Source organism: Actinomadura sp. WMMA1423, assembly GCF_006547145.1.
GTDB lineage: Bacteria > Actinomycetota > Actinomycetes > Streptosporangiales > Streptosporangiaceae > Spirillospora.
The window spans coordinates 5,383,217-5,406,662 of the sequence record NZ_CP041244.1 but is presented as its reverse complement, the minus strand read 5'-3'; the positions used below and the strand labels follow the sequence as shown (position 1 = coordinate 5,406,662).

Genomic DNA, 23,446 nt, shown 5'->3' with positions numbered 1-23,446 from the left:
TCGGAGACCTCCCGGTCCAGCACATGGCCGGCGCACGGCCGCCGTTATGCGTGCCGTAGGAACGCCACCGCCCTGTCCAGAGTTTCCTGGTCCACATCGGACAGCCGGTAGCTCCGTTGCGCCATGTGCCGGAGGAAGTCCGGTTCCGGTGGTATGCCGTAGCGCTCGGCGAAGTAGGCCAGAGACTCCGACCACACCCACACGCCGTCGGTGCGGAAGTTCAACGGCACCACCCCGGCTCGGTCCGGGTCGAAGGGGTCTGGGTCGTAGCCCCAGGCGGCCGCGATCATGGGGGCCCCTCTCAGGTACGCCACCAGCGCCGGGCGTTCCCGGTCGTGTATCCGGGTGGTCGGCGGCACCGCTCTGCCGGAGGCGTCCCGTTCCTGGTCCACCGCCGCCGCCATGCGCATCCGTGGTGTTCCCGGTGGCAGTTTCGCGTCTTCGGCGGCCTGCGCGGCGAGCTTGCGCCACCAGCGGACGACCTGGTCGGCTTCCACGGGCCTGACCGGTACCAGCTCGTCGTCGATCTCACCGATGTCGGCCCATTCCAGGGTGTCGGTCGGACGCCAGTGGCCGTCCCGGTGCAACGCCTCGTCGATCGTCACCGAGCCGCTCCGGATTCGCCTCAGCAGGCCCTTGGGACGGTCGGGCCGGTCCGCCGGGCCGAGCCGCGCGAAGTACTGGATCCGGATGGTCTCCAGGCCGAGTTCCGGGAGCGGCAGCGGCTCGACCCGGTGCCCCGTGTCGACGCTTGCCTGGTAGGCCAGTTCGGTCGGCGATCCGAGCCGGAAGACGTCCCGGAAGCCCGCCACGATTCGCTCGGCCAGGTACCGGGTCTCCGCCGTCGTCGCCGGCCAGAAGGTCTCCCCCCGCCAGGACTCGTCCGGATCGTCCTCCAGTGGCCACCAGCCGGCCGCTCGGAGCTGGTCCTGCTGCGCCCTCGAGAGTTGGCGGTCGGCCGCCCGGTCCCTGTTGCCGGCCAGCTCCGCGAACAGGTACAGCCCGTCGGAGTCCTGCCAGATCTGGGCGTAGTCACCGCCGATCGGCTGTCTCACCTCGTGCAACGTCAGCAGCGTGCCGTCCGGCAGGCGCGCCAGTGTGTCCGCCAGCGCGGCGCCGAACTCATCCCAGGTCATCAACGGCGCCACTGGTGCCCCCTCCCGGACCGAACGTCGGCATCCCCCAAGCCGTTCAGACGCCGACATGAGCGGCTCTGTTCGCAACTGTCAGCGATCGACGCCGTGGGGAGGTCTCGCTGTTCGTCAGGCGATGAGATTCCTGTCTCGAAGAGGACGAGCCCGCGCCGGGCCCGCTGGGCCGCCCGGCGCCGACCGACGGTCAGTCGTGCGGGAGTTCCTCACCGTCATAGGCGGCGTCCATCCGCCGGCGCAGTTTCCGCTGTTGCGGGCCGTCCGGCCCCTCCAGGACGGCCAGGTTGGCGGCGATGTCCCGCGCCTCGGCTTCGGCAAGGCCGGGCCGGCCGGAGCGGACCAGTGCCTCGCACCGGCGGATCCGGGCGCTGACCACCGAGTCCAGCCAGCCGATCACCCGGGTCTCCTGGCCGTAGGCCTTGGCGAGCTCCTCGAGGATGTCCGCGTACTCGGCGAACTTCCCCGTCTTCCAGAGCGCCTCGGCCTCCAGCCACCGGACGTCGATCTCGTGGACCCGGGAGACGGCGCGCCTGTTCCGCCAGCGGGTCACTGGGTTGCGCGGGACTCCGTCGCGTGCGGTCACGGTTCGTCCTCGGTCGGAACGGTCGGAAACTCGTCGTACGCACCGACCGTAGACCGAGTCGCCCGGCATTGCCGTCCCAGGCGAGCCGTGGGTGCGGACGTGGACCGGGTCGAACGGGTCACGCGCGTCCGCCGGTGGTCGCGGGGCGGGGAGCGGGCGCCGCACAAGCCTCTGCTCCTGCTCAGGTGACCGTTTCGGCGCATTTCGTCGGACGTGGTCCGGCCGCCCGCGCGCAGGTCCACGCCCTCGTCGGACGTCCTGTCAGCGCGCCGCAGAACGCCTTCCCTGACGTGGACGAACAGCACATCGCCTGGCACACCCGCAAGGTGTTCCGCTCCCCCGCCCGCGCGGCATGAGGTCCAGTCCGAGCCGGGAGGCCGCTACGGGGCTTTGCAAGGGCGGCTGCATGTCCCGGTCTTGTGCGGGTAAAGCGCCCTCGACCGGAAGCGACCGAAAGGGCGGAGATCATGGTTATTGTCGCAATCGTGGGTGTCTGTGCGGTTCTGTTGGTTCTCGCATTCCTGCTGCCGAGGCTCTCGCGGCACCCGCAGCGGGGGACCCAGCGTGTGCTCGGGGCGGGATCGCGTGCGGGTTCCTCCGCCCCCGGCGGGCTCGGGCGCCTGCTGAGCAAGCCGTTCCGCAGCTCCTCGCGCGCCGTCGGCCGCAGTGGCGAGGCCGGACGACGCGCCCGCGGCCGCTCCCCGTTCTAACCCCGAGCCGTAGCCATGAACGTCCTTCGCCGCCCGCCTTCCCGGAAGGCGGGCGGCGACGCTTTCCCCCACCGCGCCTGCGGCAGATCAGGGCATGGCGCGGCTACTTCGGGGACTGGAGGCGGCCGGGCCAGGTGTTGTAGTGGTACCGGCCGAGAGTGGCATCGCCCAGCGGGACGAGGCTGTGCTCCTCCAGCGGAGCGCCGAAGTAGTGGGCCCCCGGATCGGTGACCACCTCGCGGGGGTCGTCCCACCCGGCCAGGGCCTCGCGGAAGAACTCGTCCATGCGGTAGCGGTCGGGACCGGCGATCTCGACGCGGCCGTTCACGGGGGCCGCGGTCGCGACGCGGGCGACCTGCTCGGCGACGTCGTCGCCCGCCATGGGCTGGTAGAAGACGGGGGCCATGCGGACCTCGCCGTCGGCGGTGGCCTCGTCGGCGATGGCCCTGGTGAACTCGAAGAACTGCGTCGCGTGGACGATCGAGTACGGGATCGGCGACCTCTCGATCAGGCTCTCCTGCGCGATCTTCGCGCGGAAGTAGCCGCGCTCCGGCGGGCGCTCCGCGCCGACGATCGACAGGGCGACGTGGTGTCCGACGCCCGCCTTCTCCTCGGCGGCGAGCAGGTTGCCGGTCGAGGTCTCGAAGAAGTCCAGGACGGCCTGGTCCTCGAAGGACGGGGAGTTCGACACGTCGACCACGACCGAGGCGCCGGTGAGGACCTCCGCGAGCCCCTCGCCGGTGAGGGTGTTGACGCCGGTGTTCGGTGCGGCGGGGACCGCCTCGTGGCCCAGTGCGGCCAGGTCGGCGATCACCTTCGACCCGATCAGGCCGGTGCCGCCGATAACGACGATCTTCATGTGGGAGCCCTTCTCTGCGTAGCGGCCGCGACGTACAAGTCCACTGTCACTGGACGAGCCCTGGAGGGGACCAGGGTGTGACCCTGGCCTGGTCACTGGGGTTCCCCCGGAACGGTAAAGCGACCACCCTCGGGGAGCAGGAGATGTCCGCCCTGCCGAAATGCCGTCCGACCAGGTATGACAGGTAAGGACGGAATCGATCGGATGGGCACCGGGTGCTACGAGGACGACGCGGCGAGTGCGCGGAGCTGGACACGCTGCTGAAAAGGGTCCGCGGCGGGGAGAGCCGGGCCCTGGTGCTGCACGGCGAGCACGGCGTGGGCAAGACGGCCCTGCTGGAGTACCTGGCCGAGCGGGCGCCCGGCATGCGGACGGTGCGCATCACGGGTGTTCCGTCCGAGACGGAATTGGCCTTCGCGGGCCTCCACCGGCTCTGCACCCCCCTTTCGGACGGGCTCGCGGCGCTCCCCGCTCCCCAGCGCGAGGCACTGCACGCCGCGCTCGGGCTGAGTTCCGGTCGCGCGCCCGACCGCTTCCTGGTGGGCCTGGCCGCCCTGGGCCTGCTCGCCGAGGCCGCCCGGGAGCGCCCGATCCTCTGCCTGGTGGACGACGTCCAGTGGCTCGACCAGGCCTCGGTGCAGGCGCTGGCGTTCGCCGCCCGGAGGCTGCGCGCGGAGTCGGTCGCGCTGGTCTTCGCCGCCAGGGAGCCTGGGGACGAGCTGGCGGGGCTGCCCGAGATGGCGGTCACGGGCCTGTCGGACGAGGACGCGCGGGAACTGGTCCGCACCTCCATGCCGGGCACGATGGACGAGCGGGTGCTCGAGCGGTTCGTGGCCGAGACGCGGGGCAACCCGCTGGCCCTGCTGGAGCTGCCCAAGGAAGCGACGCTGAAGTACCTCGCGGGCGGCTACGGGGTGCCGGACATCGGGGCGCTCGCAAGCAGGCTCCAGGTCTCCTACCAGCGGCGGGTGGAGGAGCTGCCGGAGCGCACGCGGCGGCTGCTGCTGGTCGCGGCGGCGGAGCCGGGCGGGCGGCCGGTCCTGCTGTGGCAGGCGGCCGACCGGCTCGGGATCGGGATCGGGGCGGCGTCGCCGGCCGTCGAGGCGCGGCTCGTCGAGATCGACGACCGGGTGCGCTTCCGGCATCCGCTGGTGCGGTCGGCCGTGTACTGGTCGGCGTCGCCTGAGGACCGGCGCGCCACGCACCGCGTGCTGGCCGAGGTCACCGATCCGGAGCACGAGCCCGAACGTCGCGTGTGGCATGCGGCGCAGGGGGCGGAGGCGCCGGACGAGGAGATCGCGGCGGAGCTGGAGCGTTCGGCCGGGCGGGCGCGGGCGCGGGGCGGGCTGGCCGCGGCGGCGGCGTTCCTCGCGCGGGCGGTGGAGCTGACGCCCGACCACGTCCGGCGGCAGCAGCGCGCGCTGGCCGCCGCGCGGGCGACGCACCAGGCCGGGTCCCCGGACACCGCCCTCAGGCTGCTGTCGGTCGCGGAGGCCGCCCCGCTCGACCAGGGGCGGCGCGCCCAGGTGGAGCTGCTGCGTGCCCAGATCGCCTTCACGACGGACCGCGGCCGCGAGGCCCCGCGCATGCTGCTCGACGCAGCCCGGCGGCTGGCCCCGCAGGACCCGGCGCTGGCGCGCGAGACGTACCTGGAGGCGGTCAGCGCGGCGCTTTTCGCGGGGCGGCCGGACGGCGGGGCCGCCGGGGAGGTCGAGGCGGAGGCCGCGCGGTCCGCGCCGCCGCCGCCCGAGCCGCCGCGACCGGCCGACCTCCTCCTGGACGGCATGGTCCTGCGGATCACCGAGGGCCTCGCCGCCGGGGTGCCGGCGCTGGAGGCCGCGATGCGGATCTTCCGCGGTCCCGGTCTGCCGGAGGAGGACGGGCTGCGCTGGCTCTGGCCGGCCGGGGTCATGGCCGCGGCGCTGTGGGATCTGGAGACGTGGGACGTGCTCGCCGCCCGGCACGTCCGGCTCGCGAGGGAGTGCGGGCAGACCACGGCGCTGCCCCTCGCGCTGACCCAGCGGGTCGCGGTGGAGGTGTTCGCGGGCGACCTGGCGAACGCCGAGGGACTGGTCGAGGAGGTCGCGACGCTCTCCGAGGCGATCGGGAGCCCCGCGCCGCCCTACGGCGCGCTGCTGGTGACGGCCTGGCGAGGCCGCGGGGCCGAGGGCGCGGCGCTGAGCGGGACGGTCGCGGCGGAGGCGGCCCGGCGGGGCGAGGGGAACGGGCTGACCGTCGGCGCCTGGGCAGCGGCCCTGCTGGCGAACGGTCTCGGTCACCACGAGGAGGCGCTGGCGGCGGTCCCCGAAGCCGGGGAGGACCGCCCGGCGGACGTGGGGTCCGCGCCGTGGGCGCTGGTGGAGTACATCGAGGCGGCGGCCCTGAGCGGTGCGCCCGAACGGGCCGCCGCGGCGCTCCGGCGCCTCGCCGAGGTGACGGTCCCGGCCGGGACCGACTGGGCGCTCGGCGTCCACGCGCGCTCGCAGGCCCTGCTGAGCAGCGGTTCGGCGGCTGAGGACCGTCACCGCGAGGCGATCGAGCTGCTCGGGCGGACGGGTGTGCGCGGCGAGTTGGCCCGCGCCCACCTCCTGTACGGCGAGTGGCTGCGCCGCGAGCGCCGCAGGCGGGACGCGCGCGAGGAGCTCAGGACCGCCCACGAGTCGTTCACCGTGATGGGGATGGAGGCCTTCGCCAAGCGGGCGGCCCGCGAGCTGGTGGCCACGGGTGAGAGCGTCCGCAGGCGCCCCGGTGAGGCCGCGAGCGAGCTCACGCCGCAGGAGGCGCAGATCGTCCGGCTCGTCCGGGAGGGCCTGACCAATCCGGAGATCGGGGCCCGGCTGTTCATCAGCCCGCGCACCGTCGAGTGGCACCTGCGCAAGACGTTCGGAAAGCTCGGCATCACCTCGCGCAAGCAGCTCCAGCGCGGCTCCGCCCCGGGCGGCCTCCTGGTCGAGGGCGAGCGCTGACGGGCGCCCCCTCCGAGGTCATGGGACGTGCAGCGATCGTCCAAGAACGCGCCGGTCACGACTAGCGCGCGAGGGGGGCGGCATGACTGCGGGTAGGTCCGTCGGCTTTCTGGGGGTTCTTTGGCTTCGGCTGCGCCGGTCGGCTCTGCGATGGCCCGCCTCGGGGCGTTCTGCGCGCGACACCCGGTGTGGGTGCTCGTGGCCTGGCTCGTGGTGGTGGTCGGGGCACTGGGCGGGCAGAAGGCCGTGCACGCCAAGTACGACGACGAGGTCAGCCTGCCGGAGACCCCGTCGGCCATCGGGGCGCACCTGCTCAGGACGACCGATCCGGCGGCCGCGTGGCCGACCGGGAAGGTCGTGTTCCACGTCGGCTCCGGCACGCTCGCCGACCACCGGGGGCCGATCGCCCGGACCATCGCCGATCTGAAGGCGCTGCCGCACGTCATCACCGCGTCGGGCCTCGTGACCAGCGCGGACGGCCGCACCGCCTACACGGTCGTGTCCTTCGACGTGGACCTGACGACCCTCGGGAACCCCTACACCCGCCGGCTGGACCAGGCCACCGAGCCCGCCCGCGCGGACGGTGTCGGTGTCGCGTACGGCGGCGGTCTGGACCAGGTCGTCCGGCCGCCGCCCGACCAGACCATAGGCGAGGTGGTCGGGTTCGGCTCCGCCCTGCTGGTCCTGCTCTTCATGTTCGGCAGCGTCCTAGCCGCCCTCCTGCCGGTCGGCAGCGCGCTCGTCGGGGTGGGGGCGGGCATCGGCATCCTCGGCATGATCGCGGGCGTGGTCACGTTCGGGACCTCGGCGTCGGGGCTGGCGATCATGATCGCGCTGGGCGTCGGGATCGACTACGCGCTGTTCCTGACCACGCGGTTCCGGCAGGACCTGATGGACGGCGGGAGCCCCCGGGAGGCGGCCGTGCGCGCCACCGCGACCGCCGGGCACGCGGTGCTGGTCGCGGCGATCACCGTGGCGGTGGCGCTGCTCAGCCTGTACGCGGCCGGGCTGACCTTCATCGGCAAGCTCGGCTTCGCGGGGGCCGTCGGGGTCGCCGTCGCGTCCGCCGCGGCCCTGACGCTGACCCCGGCCGCGCTGACGCTGCTCGGGCACCGCATCGACCGGTTCCGGGTGCGGCGACCCGTCGCCGAGTCCTCCGGCATGCGGGACGGCTGGCTCCGCTACGCCACCCTCGTCTCGCGGCACCCGTGGCCCTTCCTGGTCGCGGGGGCCGGGCTGCTGGCGCTGATGGCGGTGCCGCTGTTCTCGATCCGGCTGGGGCACGTCGACGAGGGGGCCGACCCGGTCGGCAGCACGACCCGCACGGCCTACGACTGGATCGCCGGCGCGAGCGGGCCGGGGTTCGGGCCCGGCGCGAACGGCACCTTCACCGTCGTGGTCGACGGGCGCCGCGCGACCGCGTCCACCGGGCAGATCACCGGGGACCTCGACCGCGCCCTCCGGGACACGCGGGGGGTCGCCTCCTTCACCCCGCCCGCGCCGGGCCTGGCCGGGAGGATCCTGGTCACGACCGTAACGCCGGCCACCGGTCCGCAGACCTCGGCGACCGGCGAGCTGTACACGGCGCTGACCGAGCGCACGCTGCCGGACGCCCTCGCCGGCACGGGCGCCAAGGCCTACGTCACCGGCGCCCTCGCGGGCCAGTTCGACTTCCGCGACACCGTCGAGGCCCGGTTGCCGATCATCATCGGGATCGTGCTCGTCGCGGCGTTCCTGCTGCTGATGGTCGTGTTCCGGAGCCTGCTGGTGCCGCTCAAGGCCGTCCTGCTCAACCTGCTCACGACCGCGGCGTCCTACGGCGCGCTGGTCGCGGCGTTCCAGTGGGGGTGGGGGGACGGGCTGCTCGGCCTGCCCGGGCCCGTGCCGATCGAGTCCTTCGTGCCGATGATGATGTTCGCCATCGTCTTCGGGCTGTCCATGGACTACGAGATCTTCCTGCTCTCCCGCATCGCGGAGGCGTGGAGGGTCTCCCGCGACAACACCGAGTCCGTCGGCGCGGGCCTCGCCATCACCGGGCGCGTCATCTCCAGCGCCGCGCTGATCATGACGCTGGTGTTCCTGGGCTTCACCGTGACGCCCGACGTGACCATCAAGATGCTCGCCGTGGGCCTGGCGTTCAGCGTCATCCTGGACGCGACGATCGTGCGGCTCGTGCTCGTCCCGTCGCTGATGGTCCTGGTGGGCGACGCCAACTGGTGGCTCCCCCGCCCCCTGGCCCGCTTCCTGCCGAACCTGGGCGCCTGACCGCGCCCCGGTGTCCGGCCCCGGCGCGGCCTGAGCGAAGGCCGGTGATTTCGCCGATGCCCGCCGGAACGGCGGGGTTCAGACTCCGGGCGATGGCTCGTCCCACCCCTGGAGGTTCCATGCGAAGGCTTCTCGGTTCCCTCGCCGCGTTGATCGCGGCGCTGGCGGCGTTCGGAGCCGGTCTCGCGCCGGCGCAGGCGGCTGGGCCGCGGCCGGTGGTGTTCGTGCACGGGTACACCGGCAACGCGTCCAACTGGGTCACCGCGATGTCGGTGTTCCGGGCCGCGGGCTACAGCAGCGACCAGCTGTTCGCCTACGAGTACAACTCCTACGGCGACAACAAGCAGAACGCGGCGGGGCTCGCGTCGTACGTGAACCAGGTGAAGTCGCGGACCGGGGCCTCCCAGGTCGACATCGTCAACCACTCCATGGGCGGCCTGGTCAGCCAGTACTACCTGAAGGTCCTGAACGGGAACCCGAACGTGGCGCACCTGGCGTCGATCGCGGGCGCCAACCACGGGACGACGTACGCCACCGCCTGCACGGTCTTCGAGACGTGCCGGCAGATGCTCCCCGGTTCGACGTTCATCCAGCAGATCAGCGCGGGGGACGAGACGCCCGGTAGCACGCAGTACGCCACCTGGTACTCGCCCTGCGACGGCATCATCATCCCCTACACCAGCACCCGCCTTGACGGCGCGAACAACCACTACGTGGCCTGCCAGACCCACCTCGGCTACCTGGCCGACGCGGTGGTCCTCGGCGTGATCGCCCAGTTCACCAAGAGCTGAGCACCGGCGCTGGTACCGGACAGAACGGGCGGGAGGGACGACCTCCCGCCCGTTCCGTTTAGCGCCACGGCGACGGGTGCAGGAAGTCCGGTGGAAGGCCGGAGTCGAGCGGAGGCGGACCTGTGGAGAAGCATGCGTGGAGGCCGCTGGCCGCCGGGCTGGTGTGCTTGGGACTGGTCACCTGCCACGGCTCGGCCGCCGCGAGCGGCGGGACCGCGCCGTCCGCGAAGGGCGGCTCCGGCGGGCTCGGGCTCCGCGGAAAGGTCATCGTGCTCGATCCCGGGCACAACGGGGGGAACGCGGCCCATCCGGAAGCGATCAACAGGAAGGTCTGGGTCGGGAACGGCTACAAGCCCTGCAACACGACCGGCACCGCCACCGGGAGCGGTTATGCCGAGCACGCCTTCACCTGGGACGTGTCGACCCGGCTGGCGAAGGCACTGAGGGCCAAGGGCGCCAAGGTGCGGTTGACGCGCGACGGGGACGCCGGGGTCGGGCCCTGCGTGAACGAGCGCGCGGCGATCGGGAACCGCGCCCGCGCCGACGCGGTGCTGTCGATCCACGGCGACGGGGCGCCGTCGTCCAAGCACGGGTTCCACGTCATCCTGCCGCTGCCCGTGGGCGAGAACAAAGGGATCGTCGGCCCGTCCGCCCGCCTGGGAACGGCGATCCGCGACGCCTACCGGGCAGGGACGGGCATACCCTTCGCGAATTACCTCGGCGAGGACGGCCTCGACCGGCGGAGCGATCTCGGCGGGCTGAACATGTCCACCGTCCCGGCCGTGTTCATCGAGTGCGGGAACATGAAGAACGCGGGGGACGCGGCCAGGATGTCGAGTGCCGCGTTCAGGCAGCGCATGGCCGAGTCCCTGGCGAGGGGCTTCGAGAAGTACCTCCGCTGAGTTTGCCCGCCGCTGGGATTGTCCGGGACGCCTCCGGCTAGGTCAGTCACGACGAAGCACACCGGACGAACGGACGATCGCCATGAGCCGAAGGCGTGGACGGAGCGCGTCGCCGCTCAACTGGGAACTCCTGCTGGGGCTGGTCGCGACCGGTTTCATCATCTACCTGTGGGTGTGGGCGGCGACGCAGGGCGGCCCGCCCTTCTGGTAGCGGCCGCCCGCACGTCTCGCCGTCTAGCGGTCCAGGAGCGCCCTGAGGTGTTTCGCCACCTCCGCGGGTGCCTCCTCCGCCATGAAGTGGCCGCAGGTGACGGTCTCGTGCCGGAGGTCGCCGGCCCAGGCCCCCCACACCCCGGCGGCGTCGTAGCCCAGGGCCGCGCCCCAGTCCTGCTGGAGGACGGTGACGGGCATCCGCAGGCGGTTCCCAGCGTCGCGGTCCGCCTGGTCGTGGTCAACGTCGACGCCCGCGGACGCGCGGTAGTCGGCGACGATCGAGGGGATCGCGGCGCGGCAGGCGTCCAGGTACGCGGCGCGGACGTCGGGCGGGATCGCGGAGGGGTCGTTCGCCCACATGTCGAGGAAGTGGCCGAAGAAGGCGTCCGGAGCCCCGGCGATCAACTGCTCGGGCAGGCCGGGCGGCTGCGCCATCAGGTACAGGTGGAAGCCCACGGCGGCCGAGACGCCGTGCATGACGTCCCACATGTCCAGGGTCGGCAGGACGTCCAGGCAGGCCAGACGGGTGATCGTCTCGGGGTGGTCGAGGCCGGCGCGGAACGCGACGAGCGCGCCGCGGTCGTGCCCGGCGAGGGCGAAGCGGTCGTGGCCGAGGGCCCGGGCCAGGGCGACGATGTCGGCGGCCATGGTCCGCTTGGAGTAGCCGTCGGACGGTTTGTCGCTCTCGCCGTACCCCCGCAGGTCGGGGACGACGACCGTGTGGTCGGCGGCGAGGTCGCGGGCGACGTGCCGCCACATCAGGTGGGTCTGCGGGAAGCCGTGCAGCAGGACGATCGGGGAGCCCGATCCGCCGACCGCCGCGTTGAGGGAAACGCCCTCCGCCACGGGGACGCGCCTGTAGTCGAAATCGCTGATCGTTGGCATGCCGTCCAGGCTGCCGCGCGCGGATGAGCATCCGATGAGCGCTATACCGTGGGGTGCGTGGAGGTCCTGTTCGGGGTGCTCGGGCCGGTGACCGCCTGGGACGGGGCCGGCGGCGCGATCGCACTCAAGGGGCCGCGGCACCGCGCCGTCCTGGCCCGTCTGATCATCGCGCGCGGCCGCGTGGTCCCGGTGTCCCGGATCGTGGACGACCTGTGGGCCGACCCGCCGCCGGACGCGGTCGGGGCCGTCCGCACCTTCGTGGCGGCCCTGCGGCGCGTCCTCGAACCGGACCGTGCGCCGCGGACGCCGCCCCGGCTGCTGGTCACCGAGGGGCCGGGCTACGCGCTGCGCGCCGGGCCGGACGCCGTGGACGCCTGGCGGTTCGAGCGGGTCGTGGCCTCGGACCGCCCGCCCGCCGAGCTGGCGGGCGCGCTGGACGAGGCGCTCGGCTGGTGGCGCGGGCCCGCCTACGCCGAGTTCGCCGACGAGCCGTGGGCGCGGGCGGAGCACTCCAGGCTGGCGGAGCTGCGGCTGCGCGCCGTCGAGCGGAGGGCCGAGGCCCGGCTCGCGCGGGGCCTGGCCGCCGAGGCGGTGCCTGACCTGGACGCGCACGTCGCCGAGCATCCCTGGCGCGAGGACGCGTGGCGTCTGCTGGCCCTGGCCCTGTACCGGGCGGGGCGCCAGGCTGACGCACTGGCCGTGCTCCAGCGGGCGCGCACCCTTCTGGTCGAGCAGATGGGGTTGGACCCCAGCCCGGCCCTGCGCCGCCTAGAGGAGGACATCCTCCGCCAGGCCGGCCACCTGGAGCCGTCCAAGGATGCTGCGTCGCGTGTGTGGGCGCAGGCGGCCGAGGCATACGACCGCACTGTGGCGTCCGGATCGCGCGCCCGGCTGGAGTCGACGGTCGGCCTCCTGCGGAACCTCGCGGTGACCGGCGCCGGCGGGCTGGAGGCGGCCCGCGAGCAGCGCCTCGCGGCGATCACGGCGGCGGAGGAGCTGGGCGACGCGGAGCTGACCGCCCGGGTGATCGGCGCGTTCGACGTCCCGGCGATCTGGACCCGGTCGGACGACCCGCGCCAGGCGGCCGGGGTGGTCGCGGCGGCGGAGCGCGCCCTCGCCGGGCTGCCGCACGGGCACGAGGCCGCGCGGGCCCGGCTCCTGGCCACGATCGCGCTGGAGTCGCGCGGCGCCCGGGACGACCGGGGACGCGAGGCGGCGCGGGAGGCGGAGCGGATCGCCCGCGACCTGGACGATCCGGCCCTGCTGGCCTTCGCGCTGAACGGCGCGTTCATGCAGGCGTTCGACCGGGCGTGGCTGGCGCCGCGCCGGGACGGGATCGGCGCCGAACTGGTGGATTTGGCGGAGCGGGGCGGCCTTTCGAGCTACGAGGTGCTCGGGCACCTCGTCCGGCTCCAGGCCCGCGGCGCGCTCGGAGACTTCGGCGCGGCCGACCGGCACGCGGCCGCCGCCGACCGCCTGGCCGAGCGGCACGAGCGTCCGCTGGTCGGGGTGTTCACGACGTGGTACCGGGCACTGCGGCTCACCGCGTCCGGCGGGGCGTCGTTCGAGGAGGCGGAGGCCGCCTACCGGCGCGCCGCCGGACACATGCGGGGGTGCGGGATGCCCGGCCTTGAGGGTGGTCTGCCACCGCTCGCCCTCCTCTGCCTGCGCGTTCAGCACGGGCGGCCCGCGCAGACCGAGCCCGCCGACTGGGGGCCGTACGAACCCTGGGCGCGTCCCTTGGTGCTACTGGCCCGCGGCCTTCACGGCGAGGCCGCCTCGGCGGTGCGGGACGTCCCCGACCCGCCTCGGGACCTCCTGCTAGAGGCCCTGTGGTGCCTCACCGCGCAGGCCGCCATCGCCGTCGACGACCGGGAGGCGATGCGGCGCGCGCACGCCGCCCTCGCCCCGGCCGCGGGTGAGCTTGCGGGCGCGCAGAGCGGGCTGCTCACCCTGGGCCCGGTCTCCCGCCACCTGGACGAACTCGCCGCCGCCCTCGGCGAATAACCCTCACGCAGGCGCCCGCCATTTTCGGATAACCGCCGAGCCTCGCCACCGTTCGTCGGTTAAGGTGGGCGCATGACGACTTCCAGTGGACAGGTGATGATGCCCCGCTCGCGGGGTCGCTGACGCTGGACGTTTCCGAGGCCCTGTGCGCGGGGCCTCTTTTCTTTTGGGGCTCCGTTCCCTTTCGGAGGTTCCCATGGACGTTTATCTCACCACGACCATTCCGTACGTCAACGCCCGCCCGCATCTGGGATTCGCGTTGGAGCTCGTCCAGGCTGACGTCCTCGCGCGGCACTTCCGACGGAGCGGGAAGGTCAGGCTCCAGGCGGGCACGGACGACAACTCGCTGAACAGTGTCCTCGCCGCAGAGGCCGCGGGCGTCGGCGTGCAGGAGTTCGTGGACGGCCTGGCTGAGGAGTTCGTCGGCCTGGCCGAGCCGCTGTCGCTGTCGTTCGACGACTTCATCCGCACCAGCCGGGACCCGAGGCATCCGGCGGGCGTCGAGCGGTTGTGGCGCGCCTGCGCCGAGTCGGGGGACCTGTACCGCCGCCATTATGAGGGCCTGTACTGCGTCGGCTGCGAGCAGTTCTACGCGGAGGCGGAACTGGTCGACGGCCGCTGTCCCGACCATCGGAGGGTCCCGCAGCGGATATCCGAGGAGAACTGGTTCTTCCGGCTCTCGCGGTACGCCGACCGGCTGCACGACCTGATCTCCTCCGGAAGGCTCCGGATCGAGCCCGCCGAACGGCGCAACGAGGTCCTCTCCTTCATCGCGGGCGGGCTGGAGGACTTCTCCGTCTCGCGGTCCACCGAACGCGCCCGGGGCTGGGGGATTCCAGTGCCCGGCGACCCCGGCCAGACCGTCTACGTGTGGTGGGACGCGCTGGGCAACTACGTCACGGCCCTCGGCTACGGGCACGACGGCGAGGACTACCGGCGGTGGTGGGCCGGGGACGCGCGCCGCGTCCACCTCGTCGGGAAGGGCGTCGTGAGGTTCCACGCCGTGTACTGGCCGGCGATGCTGCTGTCCGCCGGGCTGCCGCTGCCGGACGAGGTGCTCGTGCACGGCTACCTCACGGTCGGCGGACGGAAGATCAGCAAGTCCGCGGGCGTGACCGTCGACCCCGTGGAGCTGGTCCGGGAGTTCGGCGTGGACGCGGTGCGGTGGTGGCTGCTGCGGGAGGTCCCGAGGTCGGGCGACGCCGACTTCACCACCGAGCGGCTGGTCGCGCGGGCCGACGACGAGCTGGCCAACGGCCTCGGCAACCTCGTGCAGCGGGTCGTCTCCATGGTGCACCGGTACCGGGACGGGGTCGTCCCGGTCGGCGAGGTCCCCGAGCTCGCCGCGGTGTGCGAGGAGGCTCCGGCGTCCGTGGACGCGGCGCTGGCCGACTTCGACTTCCGCCGGGCGACCGGGGCGGTCTGGCAGGTCGTGGACGAGGCCAACCGCTTCGTCAACCGCGTCCGCCCATGGGAGCTCGCGAAGGCCGGCGATCCGCACCTGGACGCCGTCCTCGCCGGGCTGGTGGACGCCTGCCGGGCGGCCGGTGACCTGCTGGAACCGTTCCTTCCGGACGCGGCGGCCCGCGTCCGGCGGCAGTGCGCGGGCCGGCGGCTCCCCCGGCCGGAGCCGCTCTTCCCGCGCCTCCGCTGACCGGACGAGGGGCCCGGGGGCCGGTGAAGCCCCGGGCCCCTTTCGCAGCGTTTACCTGACGCGGACCTTCGCCATTCCCCCGCCGGGTACGGCGCCAGCGAGAACGACGAGAGGAGACAGGCGCCGTGACGGACGTTGCGCACTTGGGGCCACAGCCGGGGGACGACCGTCCGGTGCTGACCAACCGGCAGGGCCACCCGGTCTACGACAACCAGAACCAGCGGACGGTCGGCTCCCGCGGCCCGGCCACCCTGGAGAACTACCAGTTCCTGGAGAAGATCAGCCACTTCGACCGGGAGCGCATCCCGGAGCGGGTCGTCCACGCGCGCGGCGTGACGGCGTACGGGTTCTTCGAGTCGTACGGGAAGTGGGGCGACGAACCCGTCTCCGCCTACACCCGCGCCGCCCTGTTCCAGGGGGAGGGCAAGCGCACCCCGATCGCGCTGCGGTTCTCCACGGTCATCGGCGGGCGCGACTCGGCGGAGACGGCCCGCGACCCGCGCGGGTTCGCCATCAAGTTCTACACCGAGGAGGGCAACTGGGACCTCGTCGGCAACAACCTGGCGGTCTTCTTCATCAGGGACGCCATCAAGTTCCCCGACGTCATCCACGCGCTCAAGCCCGACCCGGTGACGTTCCGGCAGGAGCCGGCGCGCATCTTCGACTTCATGTCGCAGACGCCGGAGGCGATGCACATGCTCGTCAACCTGTTCAGCCCGCGCGGGATCCCGGCCGACTACCGGCACATGCAGGGCTTCGGCGTGAACACCTACAAGTGGGTGAACCAGGCGGGCGAGACCAAGCTCGTGAAGTACCACTGGATGCCGAAGCAGGGCGTGCGCAGCATGACGGCCGAGGACGCGGCGGCCGTGCAGGCCGGCGACCTCGGGCACGCGACGAAGGACCTGCAGGACGCCATCGACCGCGGCGACTTCCCGGAATGGGAGCTGGTCGTGCAGATGATGGACGACCACGAGCACCCGGAGCTGGACTTCGACCCCTTGGACGACACGAAGGTGTGGCCGGAGAACGACTTCCCGCCGAAGCCGGTCGGGCGGATCGTCCTCGACCGCAACGTGGAGGACGTCTTCGCCGAGAGCGAGCAGATCTCGTTCGGTACCGGCGTCCTGGTCGACGGCCTCGACTTCTCTGACGACAAGATGCTCGTCGGGCGGACGTTCTCCTACAGCGACACCCAGCGCCACCGCGTGGGTCCGAACTACCTCCAACTGCCCGTCAACCGAGCAAAGGGCGCCCACGTGCGGACGAACCAGCGCGACGGGCAGATGACCTACCACGTGGACGCCGCCGGGGCGAACCCGCACGTGAACTACGAGCCGTCCATCACCGGCGGTCTGCGCGAGGCCGAGTACCCGACGCACGACGAGCAGGGCCCGGAGATCACGGGACGGCTCACCCGCAAGCGCATCGCCCGCGCGAACGACTACGAGCAGGCGGGCCAGCGCTACCTGCTGATGGAGGAGTGGGAGCGCGACGACCTGGTGCGCAACTTCATCGAGCAGATCTCGCAGTGCGCGCGGGCCGTCCAGGAGCGCATGGTGTGGCACTTCCTGCTCGTCGAAGACGACCTCGGGCTGCGCGTCGGCGAGGGGCTCGGCATCGCGCCCGACGACGTCAGGCACGTCGGCCCGCTGCCCGGGCAGGACCTCACCGACGAGGACCAGCAGCGACTGAAGAACCTCGGCCAGAACGGCTCGCGGGACGTCGAGGGCCTGAAGATGACGCACTGCGTCTCCAACGAGAGAGCCGTCCGACGCCGCTGAGTTTCAACAGTCCCGGCCCACTTCGCTCGCCTAGCGGCTCGCTACGTGACCGTGCCTGGGCGAACGCGGCATCGCTTCGCGATCTGCCCGGTTCCGCTCGCCTCCGGCTTCGCTCCACCGGGCCGGTCACGCGTTCGCGCGCGTGGCCGAGGCGTTAGTTCTCGGAGACCAGGGTGTAGAAGCGGCAGACCGCGTCGCGGCGTCCGGCGCGGTGGTGGCCTTCGACGGCGGCCTGCACTATCCGGCACTCGGCGCTGAACGCCTTCTCCATGACGTCGATGTACTCGGCCGTGGGCGGGTAGAGGCGGGCGGCGGCGCCGGCCGTGCGGCGGATGAGGACGCGGGCGCCGGTGCGCAGCGCGGACTCGAAGTGGCGGAGGTCCTGCCCGGCGCGGGCCTCGCTGGCGCCGAGGGCGCGGAACGCGTCGAGGACGGCGCCGGTCTCGCGGGCGCCGGTGTAGGCGGCGAGGGCGTCCCGGACGAGGGCGAGGATCTCGCGCGGCCGCAGGTGCGTGTAGGCGGGGACGCGCTCGGCGATCTCACCGGCGACCTCGGCGGTGATCTCGTCGAGGCGGTCGGTGAGGAACTGGTCCAGAGTGGGCTGCACGACGCGTCCCCTCTCGTTGCTCGTCCCCGGTCGCGACCGGGAGCGTTGGCCGAGAGCACACCGATCCGGGCGGATGCGGTGAGGTTATGTTACCGACGCGTAGGTCGAATTCGCTGCCCCATTTCGCGAAATATCGTTAAGCGGGGTTGGCGGCCCGCCCCTCCGTGCTCAGGAGGACGATCGTGCCCCCGTGGGCGGACGCGAGGAGCGGGCGGCGGTCCGGTGCCAGGGCGGCGCGGACACCGGCGAGGGAGGCGGCACCGCAGGGCCCGGCCGGAACCCCGAGAGCGCCCAGGTCGCGCGCCGCATGGGCCGTGGACGCGTCGGTGACCGCCACGGCGGCGTCCAAGCCGGAGCGTAGGACGGGCCAGGCGAGAGTCGACGGGGTCGCGCAGTTCAGGCCCGCCATGGTGGTCGAGCCCGTCTCGACGGTCAAAGGCCTGTCGTGATGGAGGCTCGCCAATACGCATGGCGCGGCATCGGGTTCGACGGAGAGCAACGTAGGGGCGGGCCCTCTGGAGCGGTAGTGGGTCACAGCCGCCTGGGCCAACGACCCCACGCCCACTGGGATGGCTACAAGACCCGCTGGGGCGGCTCCAGCGTCAGCGAGTTGTTCGTCGATCTCGGTGAAGAGGGTGGAGTAGCCCTCGACGATCCACTGCGGCAGGCGCTCGTAACCGGGCCAGGCGGTGTCCTGGACGAGCAGCGCCGACGGATCGGACGCCGCGGCCCCGGCGGCGGTGCGCACCGCCTCGTCGTAGGGCGCCGGTACCTCGGTCACGGCCGCGCCCTCCGCCTTGATCGCGGTCACCGCGTCCGGGTGGACGCCGTGCGGGACGAAGACGTCCGCCGGAAGCCCCAGCAGCCGGGCCATCGCCGCGACCGCCCGGCCGTGGTTGCCGTCCGTCGCCGTGACGAGCCGGACGTCCGGCCGCAGGGAGCGCAGCCTCGCGAGGGACGCCTCGGCGGGCGCGAGGTCCAGGTGGTCGCAGAGTGCCCGGTACACGCCCCACGAGGCACCGAGGATCTTGAAGGCGGGCAGGCCGAGGCGCCTCGACTCGTCCTTGACGAACACCCGCCGGGCGCCGAGTTCGTCCGCCAGGGACGGCAGTTCCACGAGCGGCGTCGGGGCGTGGCCGGGGAGCGTCCTGTGGAAGGCGGCGACGTCGCGCGGCGCGGGCGGGCAGGTCCAGTCGCGCGGCGCGGGCGGGCAGGTCCAGTCGCGTGCCGCCGGGCGGGCGAACCAGGAGGAACGGGCTAGCGAGGCGGGGGCCGTGACCATGGCGAACACGGTGCCGCACGAACGTCCGATCGGTCCAGCAAAGGTTTCCGAGCAATAATCGTCACTTGAACCGATGAATGGAGGTGGCCATGCTGGATCTGCACCGGCTCCGGCTCCTGCGCGAGCTGAAGCACCGGGGGACGCTCGCCGCCGTCGCCGAGGCCCTCTCCTACAGCCCGTCCTCGATCTCGCAGCAGCTGTCGGTCCTGGAGAAGGAGGCCGGGGTGCCGCTGCTGGAGCCGGTGGGCCGCCGCGTCCGGCTGACGGCGCAGGCCGAGATCCTCGTCGCGCACACCGAGGCCGTGCTGGAGCGCCTCGAACGCGCGGAGGCCGACCTCGCCGCCTCCCTGCACGGCATCACGGGGGTGCTGCGGGTCGCCGCGTTCCAGACGGCCGCGCTCGCGCTCGTCCCGGACGCGCTCAGCGTGCTCCGCGACGCCCATCCGCGGCTCCGGATCGAGGTCACCCAGCGGGAGCCCGAGAGCGCCCTGCCCGCCCTGCCGGCCCGCGACTTCGACCTGGTGATCACCGAGGAGTACCCCGGCGACCCGAGCCCGCGCCCGGCGGGCGTCGACCACGAGGAGCTCGGGACGGACGAGATCCGCCTCGCCCTCCCGTCCCGCTCGCCGGACGCGGCCCTGCGCGACCTGGCGGAGACGCCGTGGGTGATGGAGCCGGAGGGCACGGCGTCGCGGCGGTGGGCGACGCGGCTGTGCCGGGAGGCCGGGTTCGAACCGGACGTGCGGTTCGAGTCGACGGACCTGCTGCTGCATCTGCGGCTGGTCGAGCGCGGCCACGCCGCCGCGCTGCTGCCGGGCCTGGTGTGGCAGGGCCGCCCGCCCGCGGTTCCGGTCGTCCGGCTGCCCGAGGAGCACCGGACGCGGCGCCTGTTCACCGCGTCCCGCCGCGGAGGCGGCTCGCACCCGGCCGTGCGCGCCTTCCGCGAAGCGCTCGCGGCCGGATTCCCGGGTGGGCCCTGAGCGGGTATCCACCCGGTAAGGAGCAGGTCAGCGACGTCCCCTGACGGCCTCCTAAGGGTCGGGCATGGGCAGAGAATCGGGGTTTTCCCCTATGGCGATGAATCCAGGCGGCAGGCAGAGTCGTACTCAGAGAGAAGGGTGACGAGGAAGTCTCCCGCCGGAAGAAGGCAGTTCGATGTCGACCACGCCGAGCCTCACCTCGATGACCGCGTCCGACCTCGCCGAGATCCTTTACGCCTCCCCGCTGCAGGAGTCCGACCACCCCTCCGCCGAGCAGGTCCGCACGGCGATCGACGACCGGCTCGGAGCCTGCGGCGGTGACATCTCCGCCTGGGTCGCCGCCGTCGCCCAGGAGGCCGGCGACCACCCGGAGGCGTTCCTGGCCCGGATGCGCTGGGCGCTCACCACCGTGTGCGAGGCCTACCCCGACCTGACCACGACGCCGGCCCGAGGCGCCGCCTGAACCCGGGAGGGACCCATGCGCTCACCGTTCGCCGACCGCCGAGAGGACATCCTCCCGCGCTCGCTCGCCGACCTGATCGCCTCCGAGCCGCCCCACCCGGCCGGCGAGACGCCCCGGCGCCGGCCGCGCCGCACCAGGACCGTCCGGCGCGGCACGTGACCGGCGCGGCACGTGGCCGGCGCGGCACGTGGCCGGCGCGGCACGTGACCGGCGCGCCGGGATCAGTGGCGCGACTTGGTCTTCTTGCTCGTCTTGTGCTTCGACGAGTGCTTCTTCTTGTGGCCGCCTCCGTCCGACTCCCACTCGTACCCGGGGGTGTTGTTCTCGCAGAAGCGGTCGCTGACCGTCGTGTCGGTCGCGTCGTGCTCGCACCAGCGGTCCTGACCGCAGGCGGTCAGCCCGAACGCGGCGACCAGGCCGGCGAGCGCGAGCGCCGCGGAACGGGTCTTCAACATCTTTGGCCTCTCCGGCAGGGGGCTTCGGTGACGACGGGGGATCTGACGTGCGCGAACGCGCGCCCGTTCCCTCGTCGCACGAGAGGTGACGTGGCCGGGACCGGCCGCGAACTATGCTGGCCGCCGTGAGCGATGAGCCGATGGAGGAACAGGGCGGCCAGTCCGGCGCCGGCGCCCGCGAGTACCGCATCGGCGAACTCGCCAAGGCTGCCGGGGTCCCGGTGCGGACCCTGCGGTACTACCAGGAGCGCAAGCTGCTCCCCCCGCCCCGCCGCGAGGGCCGCATCGGCCTGTACTCGGAGGACCACCTCGCCCGCCTCCGCATGATCGGGAACCTGCTGGACCGCGGGCACACCCTGGAGGGCATCCGCGAGCTGCTGGCGGCGTGGGAGCAGGGCCGCGACATCGGCACCGTCCTCGGCGTCGAGAAGGCGGTCACCACCCCGTGGTCGAACGAGGTGCCGGTGACGATGACGCTGGAGGAGCTGACCGCGCTGTTCCCCGGCGAGGTCGGTCCGGAGGCCGTCGAGCGGGCCGTCGAGCTCGGCCACGTCGAGGTGGACGGCGACCGCGTCACCCACTGGAGCCGCCGCCAGCTCGACGCGACGGTGACGCTCGTGCGGGCCGGGGTTCCGCTGGACGCCGTCCTCGCGGCCGGCCAGGAGCTCCAGCGCAGCATGGACGACCTCGCCGCGATGTTCGTCCGGCTGATCACGACGCACGTCGTCGGGCGCCTGGACGAGGCCGCCGACGACCGGCGCCTCGGGTCCCTCACCGAGACCATCGCCCGGCTGCGCCCGGGGGCCCAGGTCACGGTCGAGGCCGGCTTCGCGCGGGCCATGGACCGGCAGGTCCGCGCCGCCATCGACGAGCTGCTCGGCGGCCTGACCACTCCCTGAGCCGTTCTTTACGGGACGCGGGCCGGCGCGCGCCGCGCCCCCGGGCCCTTGATCCTTAGCTTGACCGTGTGTCACGATCCCTCGCCGCTCTGGCGCTCACGGCCGCGCTCCTTCCGGTCGCCCCACCCGCTCGGGCCGCCGCCCCGGACGGGCCGTGCTCGTCGTCCCGGTACCCGAAGGCCGCCGACCGGCTCGGCGCGCGCATCAGGCAGGCGCTGCGCGGCCGGACCGGAACCGAGTCCGTCGCCGTGTACGACCGCGTGCGGGGCATCCGCTGCGCCGTCGCGGCCGGACGGCACTACGACTCGGCGAGCGTCGTCAAGGTCACGATCCTGGGCGCGATGCTGCGCCGGGCGGTCGAGGAGAAGCGGCGGCTGACGGCGACCGAGAAGTCCCGGGCCCGCAGGATGATCACCGTCTCGGACAACGGCGCGGCGTCCGCCCTGTGGCGCTCGACGGGACGCGCCCGCATCGCGCGCTTCATCGACCGGGCCGGCATGACGCGGACCGAACTCGACCCCGGCGGCCGCTGGGGCCTCACCCAGATCACCGCGCACGACGAGCTCGAACTGCTGGGCCGGCTCACCGCGCCGAGCGAGCTCCTGCCGGCCAAGGCCCGCGCCTACGCGCTGAGGCTGATGAACGAGGTCGTCCCGGCGCAGCGATGGGGGACGCCCGCCGGACGTCCCCCCGGCGTGACCTGGCACGTGAAGAACGGCTGGCTGCCGCGCCCCGGAGGGCACTGGCGCGTCCACAGCATCGGCGGCTTCGACGGGCACGGCGAGGACTACATGATCGTGGTCCTCACCCAGGACACCCCGTCCATGGCCTACGGGATCACCACGATCGAGCGCGTCGCCCGCGCCGTCCACGGGACCCTGAACTCCTCGAAACGCCCGGCCGCCCCCGGAAGCCACCCGTCCAGGCCACGCGAGACCGCGAAGGGCCCCATACCGCCGGTCACCTGAGCGGCACGAGAGCCCGCCGCTAAGACTCGGTGTCCGGGCGCTCGCCGATGCTCTGCTCCAAGGCGGTCTCGTAGGCGCGCAGGGCCTTGAGGACCGTGGCGCGTTCGGCCGGGACGAGGTCGCGCATGACGCGCTCCCAGGCGGAGGCGCTGCCGGACAGCCATTGGCTGATCGGCGCGGCGTAGTCGGGGGCGATGGCGACGATGCGGCGGCGCCGGTCGGCGGGGTCGGCGGTGCGCTCCAGGACGCCCGGCCGCGACAGTTCGCTCACCATCAGGCTCACGGTAGTCGGGGCGACCTCCAACCGCGCGGCGAGTTCGTTGACGCTTGCCGGCCCGTCGTACTCCAGGTGGGCGAGCAGCGCGAGGTGGCGCGGCGCCAGGTCGAAGCCCTGGAGCGCCGGGGGGACGGGCAGGCGCTTGGCGCGGCCGACCAGGCGCGGCATGAGCAGCAGCAGGGCGCGGACGGCCTCGTCGACGGCCGGACCGTCCGGTTCGGTGGACATCGGCACCCTCCACAAGTACCTTTGAATCTAAAGTCTTTGTTTCCAAAGAGAACGGACGGCTGTGCCGCACCTGACCGCCCACGTGCCAGAAGACAAGCTGGCGGGCAACGAATCCGAGCTCGTCACCGCCTTCACCGAGGCGATCGTCGGCGTCTACGGCGAATGGGCCCGCGACCTGGCGACCGTCCACCTGTCCGGCGTCCCGGCGGGCCGCTTCGCCCAGGGCGGCAAGCCCGTGGACACGATCGTCTCACTGGTCATGGGCGTCCGCGCCGCCGCCTTCGACCGCCCCGACGCCCCCGAGATCATGGCCTCCCTCGCCGCCGCCCTCACCGACGCGACCACCGCCGTCCTCGGCGAGGACCTCCGCCCTGGCACCACGGTAGAACTCGTACCCTCCCCCCAGGAACACACCTTCGTGGCAGGCGCCCCCGCCCCCTGACCGGCGGAGGCATCGAGGGCGTGCGTCGCGGCCTTCGAGGCCCCCGAACACGCGGTCACAAGGCGATCGGCAAGG

23 protein-coding genes and 1 pseudogene are annotated in these 23,446 nt (G+C 73.1%); 16 read left to right on the top strand and 8 right to left on the bottom strand.

Annotation, left to right across the window (positions count from 1 at the left end):
* Nucleotides 1–44: 44 nt before the first annotated feature.
* Both FKD65_RS25150 and FKD65_RS25145 read right to left on the bottom strand, forming a co-directional pair.
* A complete protein-coding gene (locus tag FKD65_RS25150) occupies nt 45–1,136 on the bottom strand; it encodes a hypothetical protein (RefSeq protein WP_141579816.1) in 1,092 nt (363 codons plus the stop codon).
* 202 nt (nt 1,137–1,338) lie between these two features.
* Complete coding sequence (locus FKD65_RS25145) at nt 1,339–1,734, bottom strand: hypothetical protein (protein WP_141579815.1); 396 nt, start codon at nt 1,732–1,734, stop codon at nt 1,339–1,341.
* Between the two features lie 182 nt (nt 1,735–1,916).
* Here FKD65_RS25145 and FKD65_RS44410 point away from each other — a divergent pair.
* Nucleotides 1,917–2,090, top strand: a pseudogene (locus tag FKD65_RS44410) (restriction endonuclease); the annotation flags it as partial.
* 111 nt (nt 2,091–2,201) lie between these two features.
* The gene (locus tag FKD65_RS46665; RefSeq protein WP_141579814.1) at nt 2,202–2,444 is read left to right on the top strand and encodes a DUF6411 family protein; all 243 of its coding nucleotides are present in this window, start codon (nt 2,202–2,204) and stop codon (nt 2,442–2,444) included.
* Between the two features lie 103 nt (nt 2,445–2,547).
* Here the strand turns inward: FKD65_RS46665 and FKD65_RS25135 are convergent, their stop codons facing one another.
* Nucleotides 2,548–3,303, bottom strand: a complete 756-nt coding sequence (locus FKD65_RS25135) for an SDR family oxidoreductase (RefSeq protein ID WP_141579813.1) — start codon at nt 3,301–3,303, stop codon at nt 2,548–2,550.
* Nucleotides 3,304–3,518: 215 nt separating this feature from the next.
* Here FKD65_RS25135 and FKD65_RS46320 point away from each other — a divergent pair, with 215 nt between their 5' ends.
* From FKD65_RS46320 to FKD65_RS46315, 5 genes are all read left to right on the top strand, one after another.
* On the top strand, nt 3,519–6,269 hold the full coding sequence (locus FKD65_RS46320; protein WP_141579812.1) for an AAA family ATPase: 2,751 nt from the start codon (nt 3,519–3,521) through the stop codon (nt 6,267–6,269).
* A 150-nt stretch (nt 6,270–6,419) separates the two neighbouring features.
* The gene (locus FKD65_RS25125; RefSeq protein ID WP_141579811.1) at nt 6,420–8,534 is read left to right on the top strand and encodes an MMPL family transporter; all 2,115 of its coding nucleotides are present in this window, start codon (nt 6,420–6,422) and stop codon (nt 8,532–8,534) included.
* 119 nt (nt 8,535–8,653) lie between these two features.
* A complete protein-coding gene (locus tag FKD65_RS25120) occupies nt 8,654–9,325 on the top strand; it encodes a triacylglycerol lipase (RefSeq protein WP_240809589.1) in 672 nt (223 codons plus the stop codon).
* Nucleotides 9,326–9,447: 122 nt separating this feature from the next.
* Nucleotides 9,448–10,227 carry an N-acetylmuramoyl-L-alanine amidase gene (locus FKD65_RS25115; protein WP_141579809.1) on the top strand — a complete coding sequence of 260 codons (780 nt, stop codon included), beginning with the start codon at nt 9,448–9,450 and terminating at the stop codon, nt 10,225–10,227.
* Between the two features lie 82 nt (nt 10,228–10,309).
* A complete protein-coding gene (locus tag FKD65_RS46315) occupies nt 10,310–10,438 on the top strand; it encodes a hypothetical protein (RefSeq protein WP_302931549.1) in 129 nt (42 codons plus the stop codon).
* Nucleotides 10,439–10,461: 23 nt separating this feature from the next.
* Here the strand turns inward: FKD65_RS46315 and FKD65_RS25110 are convergent, their stop codons facing one another.
* Nucleotides 10,462–11,325 carry an alpha/beta fold hydrolase gene (locus tag FKD65_RS25110; protein WP_141579808.1) on the bottom strand — a complete coding sequence of 288 codons (864 nt, stop codon included), beginning with the start codon at nt 11,323–11,325 and terminating at the stop codon, nt 10,462–10,464.
* A 57-nt stretch (nt 11,326–11,382) separates the two neighbouring features.
* On the opposite strand from FKD65_RS25110, the gene FKD65_RS25105 reads away from it, so the two are divergent.
* The 3 genes from FKD65_RS25105 (at nt 11,383) to FKD65_RS25095 (ending at nt 16,770) form a co-directional block, all read left to right on the top strand.
* Complete coding sequence (locus tag FKD65_RS25105) at nt 11,383–13,332, top strand: AfsR/SARP family transcriptional regulator (RefSeq protein ID WP_141579807.1); 1,950 nt, start codon at nt 11,383–11,385, stop codon at nt 13,330–13,332.
* A 196-nt stretch (nt 13,333–13,528) separates the two neighbouring features.
* On the top strand, nt 13,529–14,986 hold the full coding sequence (locus FKD65_RS25100; RefSeq protein WP_141579806.1) for a methionine--tRNA ligase: 1,458 nt from the start codon (nt 13,529–13,531) through the stop codon (nt 14,984–14,986).
* A gap of 125 nt (nt 14,987–15,111) precedes the next feature.
* Nucleotides 15,112–16,770, top strand: coding sequence for a catalase (locus FKD65_RS25095; RefSeq protein ID WP_141579805.1), 1,659 nt, complete (start codon nt 15,112–15,114; stop codon nt 16,768–16,770).
* Nucleotides 16,771–16,924: 154 nt separating this feature from the next.
* Here FKD65_RS25095 and FKD65_RS25090 read toward each other — a convergent pair whose 3' ends face one another.
* Both FKD65_RS25090 and FKD65_RS25085 read right to left on the bottom strand, forming a co-directional pair.
* Nucleotides 16,925–17,377: a hypothetical protein gene (locus tag FKD65_RS25090; protein WP_141579804.1), complete on the bottom strand. Its 453-nt coding sequence runs from the start codon at nt 17,375–17,377 to the stop codon at nt 16,925–16,927.
* A gap of 136 nt (nt 17,378–17,513) precedes the next feature.
* A complete protein-coding gene (locus FKD65_RS25085; RefSeq protein WP_141579803.1) occupies nt 17,514–18,659 on the bottom strand; it encodes a pyridoxal-phosphate dependent enzyme in 1,146 nt (381 codons plus the stop codon).
* Between the two features lie 89 nt (nt 18,660–18,748).
* Here FKD65_RS25085 and FKD65_RS25080 point away from each other — a divergent pair, with 89 nt between their 5' ends.
* The 3 genes from FKD65_RS25080 to FKD65_RS44405 all read left to right on the top strand — a co-directional run bounded on the left by FKD65_RS25080 (nt 18,749) and on the right by FKD65_RS44405 (nt 20,261).
* The gene (locus FKD65_RS25080) at nt 18,749–19,639 is read left to right on the top strand and encodes a LysR family transcriptional regulator (RefSeq protein WP_141579802.1); all 891 of its coding nucleotides are present in this window, start codon (nt 18,749–18,751) and stop codon (nt 19,637–19,639) included.
* Between the two features lie 175 nt (nt 19,640–19,814).
* Complete coding sequence (locus tag FKD65_RS25075; RefSeq protein WP_141579801.1) at nt 19,815–20,102, top strand: hypothetical protein; 288 nt, start codon at nt 19,815–19,817, stop codon at nt 20,100–20,102.
* 15 nt (nt 20,103–20,117) lie between these two features.
* Nucleotides 20,118–20,261, top strand: coding sequence for a hypothetical protein (locus tag FKD65_RS44405; protein ID WP_168221177.1), 144 nt, complete (start codon nt 20,118–20,120; stop codon nt 20,259–20,261).
* A 62-nt stretch (nt 20,262–20,323) separates the two neighbouring features.
* Here the strand turns inward: FKD65_RS44405 and FKD65_RS25070 are convergent, their stop codons facing one another.
* Nucleotides 20,324–20,557 carry a hypothetical protein gene (locus tag FKD65_RS25070; RefSeq protein WP_141579800.1) on the bottom strand — a complete coding sequence of 78 codons (234 nt, stop codon included), beginning with the start codon at nt 20,555–20,557 and terminating at the stop codon, nt 20,324–20,326.
* Between the two features lie 125 nt (nt 20,558–20,682).
* On the opposite strand from FKD65_RS25070, the gene FKD65_RS25065 reads away from it, so the two are divergent.
* Both FKD65_RS25065 and FKD65_RS25060 read left to right on the top strand, forming a co-directional pair.
* Nucleotides 20,683–21,456, top strand: coding sequence for a MerR family transcriptional regulator (locus FKD65_RS25065; RefSeq protein ID WP_240809588.1), 774 nt, complete (start codon nt 20,683–20,685; stop codon nt 21,454–21,456).
* 68 nt (nt 21,457–21,524) lie between these two features.
* Nucleotides 21,525–22,424 carry a serine hydrolase gene (locus tag FKD65_RS25060; RefSeq protein WP_141579799.1) on the top strand — a complete coding sequence of 300 codons (900 nt, stop codon included), beginning with the start codon at nt 21,525–21,527 and terminating at the stop codon, nt 22,422–22,424.
* Between the two features lie 19 nt (nt 22,425–22,443).
* Here the strand turns inward: FKD65_RS25060 and FKD65_RS25055 are convergent, their stop codons facing one another.
* On the bottom strand, nt 22,444–22,929 hold the full coding sequence (locus FKD65_RS25055; RefSeq protein WP_141579798.1) for a MarR family winged helix-turn-helix transcriptional regulator: 486 nt from the start codon (nt 22,927–22,929) through the stop codon (nt 22,444–22,446).
* Between the two features lie 61 nt (nt 22,930–22,990).
* Between FKD65_RS25055 and FKD65_RS25050 the strand changes: the two genes are divergently transcribed.
* Entirely contained in the window at nt 22,991–23,371 is a 381-nt protein-coding gene (locus FKD65_RS25050; protein WP_168221176.1) for a hypothetical protein, read from the top strand.
* Nucleotides 23,372–23,446 lie beyond the last annotated feature (75 nt).

Bases quoted from the DNA above. Each gene is read 5' to 3' on its own strand.
- FKD65_RS25150 (WP_141579816.1), bottom strand. From the start codon at position 1,136: ATGACCTGGGATGAGTTCGGCGCCGCGCTGGCGGACACACTGGCGCGC.
- FKD65_RS46665 (WP_141579814.1), top strand. From the start codon at position 2,202: ATGGTTATTGTCGCAATCGTGGGTGTCTGTGCGGTTCTGTTGGTTCTC.
- FKD65_RS25135 (WP_141579813.1), bottom strand. From the start codon at position 3,303: ATGAAGATCGTCGTTATCGGCGGCACCGGCCTGATCGGGTCGAAGGTG.
- FKD65_RS25125 (WP_141579811.1), top strand. From the start codon at position 6,420: ATGGCCCGCCTCGGGGCGTTCTGCGCGCGACACCCGGTGTGGGTGCTC.
- FKD65_RS25120 (WP_240809589.1), top strand. From the start codon at position 8,654: ATGCGAAGGCTTCTCGGTTCCCTCGCCGCGTTGATCGCGGCGCTGGCG.
- FKD65_RS46315 (WP_302931549.1), top strand. From the start codon at position 10,310: ATGAGCCGAAGGCGTGGACGGAGCGCGTCGCCGCTCAACTGGGAACTC.
- FKD65_RS25110 (WP_141579808.1), bottom strand. From the start codon at position 11,325: ATGCCAACGATCAGCGATTTCGACTACAGGCGCGTCCCCGTGGCGGAG.
- FKD65_RS25100 (WP_141579806.1), top strand. From the start codon at position 13,529: ATGGACGTTTATCTCACCACGACCATTCCGTACGTCAACGCCCGCCCG.
- FKD65_RS25085 (WP_141579803.1), bottom strand. From the start codon at position 18,659: ATGGTCACGGCCCCCGCCTCGCTAGCCCGTTCCTCCTGGTTCGCCCGC.
- FKD65_RS25080 (WP_141579802.1), top strand. From the start codon at position 18,749: ATGCTGGATCTGCACCGGCTCCGGCTCCTGCGCGAGCTGAAGCACCGG.
- FKD65_RS25075 (WP_141579801.1), top strand. From the start codon at position 19,815: ATGTCGACCACGCCGAGCCTCACCTCGATGACCGCGTCCGACCTCGCC.
- FKD65_RS44405 (WP_168221177.1), top strand. From the start codon at position 20,118: ATGCGCTCACCGTTCGCCGACCGCCGAGAGGACATCCTCCCGCGCTCG.
- FKD65_RS25070 (WP_141579800.1), bottom strand. From the start codon at position 20,557: ATGTTGAAGACCCGTTCCGCGGCGCTCGCGCTCGCCGGCCTGGTCGCC.
- FKD65_RS25055 (WP_141579798.1), bottom strand. From the start codon at position 22,929: ATGTCCACCGAACCGGACGGTCCGGCCGTCGACGAGGCCGTCCGCGCC.